The sequence below is a fragment of the Candidatus Paceibacterota bacterium genome, assembly GCA_028714635.1.
In the GTDB taxonomy this organism is placed as follows: domain Bacteria; phylum Patescibacteriota; class Minisyncoccia; order Phycocordibacterales; family JAQTLZ01; genus JAQTLZ01.
This window is the reverse complement of the sequence record JAQTLZ010000021.1, coordinates 1-3247: the sequence shown is the minus strand read 5'-3', so window position 1 is coordinate 3247 and position 3247 is coordinate 1. Positions and strand designations below refer to the sequence as shown.

The window sequence follows — 3247 nt, the reverse complement described above, 5'->3', positions numbered from 1 at the left end:
ATGCTGGACGGCTATTTACAAAGTCATTGTATGAAATCTGGACGGGATTTCCATTTGAATCGTAGGACAAAATTCCCCGAAATTGATCATATATATTGTGAAGTATCGGATAATTTATATCCTTGAGAACATATACTTTATCTCCATGATTCGTTGCCCCAGCAAGCAAGAGATCAGATGGCAGAATTCCAGAAACGATAGATATATAATTGGTTCTTCCGCATCCGCCTCTATCAGTCCATATATATGATGTTGTATTTTTCTCTCCCCCTGTCCACTCTATATCTGGCACGCCTTCCTTGTTCATAAAATCAATCACGAGGTCATAATCACGTTTTGTCCCATCTGGAGCCTTGTAGTAAAAACCATTTTTTCCATTTGTTTTATCGGTGAAAACCTGCCCAACAACGGAATCGAAAAATATTGGAATAAGATTGGTCCCATCAAACAATTCGTCGCCAAAATCGCTGCTCATCGAACGAAGCACTGCTTTACCATAATGAATCTCCTTCGGCGCAATGAGCTCGGGGATCTCATATGCAGGGTCAACCGTAAATTTGGCATGATCAAGCCCATCACCATCATAAAGAGCCTGTGAATGTTTGCCCAAAAGAATAAGCTTACTCCCGAGCTGAATGAAATGCTCAAAACTGTTACTCCCCCCTAGCTCCCCCTCTTGAGAATACTGAACAAGAAGAAGCGTCCCTCCTTTGTAAGGACCATCAGTGACTGTGCCCACTTGATACGCATGAATATTAGAAGGCGCCGAAAAAGATGACGGAGGCGGACTCAAAAAAATATTGGGAACAGAAACTTCCTTTTTTTCATTCCAAGAAATAAAGCCGGCGACTTTTGTTGTGTCCGTTGTGGTCGCAGTAGTTACGGGCATCGGCTCTAAAGATGGCTCACTTCTCTGAATATGAAAAGCTCCATACCCGCCAGCAAAATACCCAATAGCTAGAGCCACAAGAAAAACGAGAACCCCGATTAAAACTGTTTTTAATAATGAATTTTGCATATATTAGCGCGAAAGGGTAAAAATCCCTTTTTCTATTCCATTTTTTACAGAAGTCTCCGCAGACGAATCTTCAGCAAGCTTCTTCAATATTGTATCACTGTCAGAAACTTGGCTCAAAGAAACTTGTCCACGACGGATATCGAGCGGAAATAAATAATACGATATAGCTTTATCGTCAACAGACACTCCAACAGAAAGGCCTCGCATCGTCTCTTTGCTAAAATCCTGATCAAAAACAAAGTTCCCAAGCGAGTAGAAAATCGCTTTTCCTTTATACTCTTCTATCGGCTCAACGACGTGCGGATGACTGCCCAAGATAAGGTCGGCTCCCGCATCAATGAAACGATGGGCCAATTCCACCTGTAAAGAAGTGGAATTTTTCTGATATTCGACTCCCCAGTGCGGGTAGACAATGGTGAACGCACCTTGTGCTTTTGCTTTTCCAATTGCACCCAGAATTACTTCATTATTTTGCGGGCCAAATTCGTGATACCCGACAAAAGCAATTTTTTGGCCTCGTACAGTTTCAGTGAGTGGGTCGCTTTGGCTATTGAGCGGATCTCCGAAAGTTTTGAGTCCCGCATCTTCAATCGCCTTTTGTGATTCCGTAAGCCCAACTTTTCCGAAATCCAAAGCGTGATTGTTTGCTTGGCTCAAAGTGGTGAAGCCGAGTTTTTTAAGTACAGGAATAATCGCTTCATCAAAAGTAAAATGAAGCTCCTTATTACGCAAATCGGCCGTCACCGAAGAAAAATCGGTGAACGTTCCTTCAGCGTTTGCTACAACAATATCACTTCCTTTAAGAAATCGTTTTATATTTGCCAAAGGATATTCGCTTCCATTGATAGCAATGAGATTGCGCACTTGCCTGTCGAGCATAAGATCGCCGAATGCAAGGACCGTCACGTGTTTGTCTTGCGCACTTTCACGCCGCTCAAAAAATCCGTCAATATAACTTGTCGTTTCTTCCAAAGCAGGATTTTTGGTCACCTGCGCTGAATTTGTGTGATGGAGTGCCCAGAAAGCATGTCCGCCTTCGGCCTCCATATATTTTAAATACAAACGCAATCCTGGAAGAGAGTCGGCGTCTGACATCTTGAGTCCATCGAAATCAAAATTGTTAATTACAGCGAGCATTTTCTCGTCGTGAAATTGCGCGACAGTATCCGGCAAGTAATGCGAGAAATCGAAAGAGCCGACCAACATTGTCCCTTCCGGCAAGATTTTGCGGATATTCTCTACGGCTTCATCAATTACTTTGTCTGATGCAGTATCTTTTACGATGATAGGAATAATTCTCGCGTTCGGAAATGATTTTTTAATGAAAGGTACAATCCCCGATACGCCATGTTCCCTTTCAAATGGAGCTTCTTCGATAGATACTGTGCCGGATTTTTCAAGCGAACGGATAGTGTCGCAATCGGGATTTAAGTTTCCGTATGGCGTATCCCAGTTATCAATAGAAGAAATAATCTGCCCATTACCAGCTGAAAAGTGATTTGGGCTAACAAGAAGAATATCTATCGGAGCATCGCTCGCGACAGTGTTCATCGTGTCCGCAATAATTGCCGGAGCGAGGAGATGATGATTTACAAAAACACCCAAAAGATCTTTTTTCTCGGGCATATCGTATTTTTTCACAACGCCAGCATAAGCATTATCAAAAAAATCCTTATCGCTTAAATATGATTGATGAACACCACTCGTGCATCCATGATCTACAGCAACAGGCAACATTTGTCCTTTTTGATGTAACAGAAAACCCAATGCAGCGCCACTCAAAATGAGGCACGGGATGAGAATATTTTTCAATGACTTTTCCATTTATAACGGGAGTTTTTTATTTCCCCTTTTTAAATTTCCGCAAGAAAACTATCTCCCCTATTATTATAAATTTCGTCAAAAGAACTGACGCGGGATACATCACATTGATGAATGAATAGCTTCCCATCGAAAACATTGAAAGAGAATGTTTAACAGCATCAACCCACATTGAGCCGAGCGATTCACTCTTGGGTGCATGCCAGGTTTTTCGCATCGTAGGGAAAAAGGCGATGAGATCGATGATTGTCGCAAGAATGACCGACCACAAAACACTGCTCACTAAAAGCCAAGGAAGAATTGCTCCCAGAGAAAGGAAGAGACATATTTTATCAAAACGCGTAATATCCTTCGTTCCATATCCGCCCTTGAGCGAAAGCACCAAAACAAAACCGGTCAAAAGTGATG

3 protein-coding genes are annotated in these 3247 nt (G+C 42.2%); all 3 read right to left on the bottom strand.

Annotated elements, in window-relative coordinates; translation table 11 throughout:
- Window positions 1–1018 (bottom strand): hypothetical protein (locus tag PHS53_05250; protein ID MDD5357515.1); only part of this gene is annotated, 1018 nt, incomplete at its 3' end.
- Between the two features lie 3 nt (window positions 1019–1021).
- Window positions 1022–2842, bottom strand: coding sequence for an AmmeMemoRadiSam system protein B (amrB, locus tag PHS53_05245; protein MDD5357514.1), 1821 nt, complete (start codon window positions 2840–2842; stop codon window positions 1022–1024).
- Window positions 2843–2858: 16 nt separating this feature from the next.
- Window positions 2859–3247 (bottom strand): hypothetical protein (locus PHS53_05240; GenBank protein ID MDD5357513.1); only part of this gene is annotated, 389 nt, incomplete at its 5' end.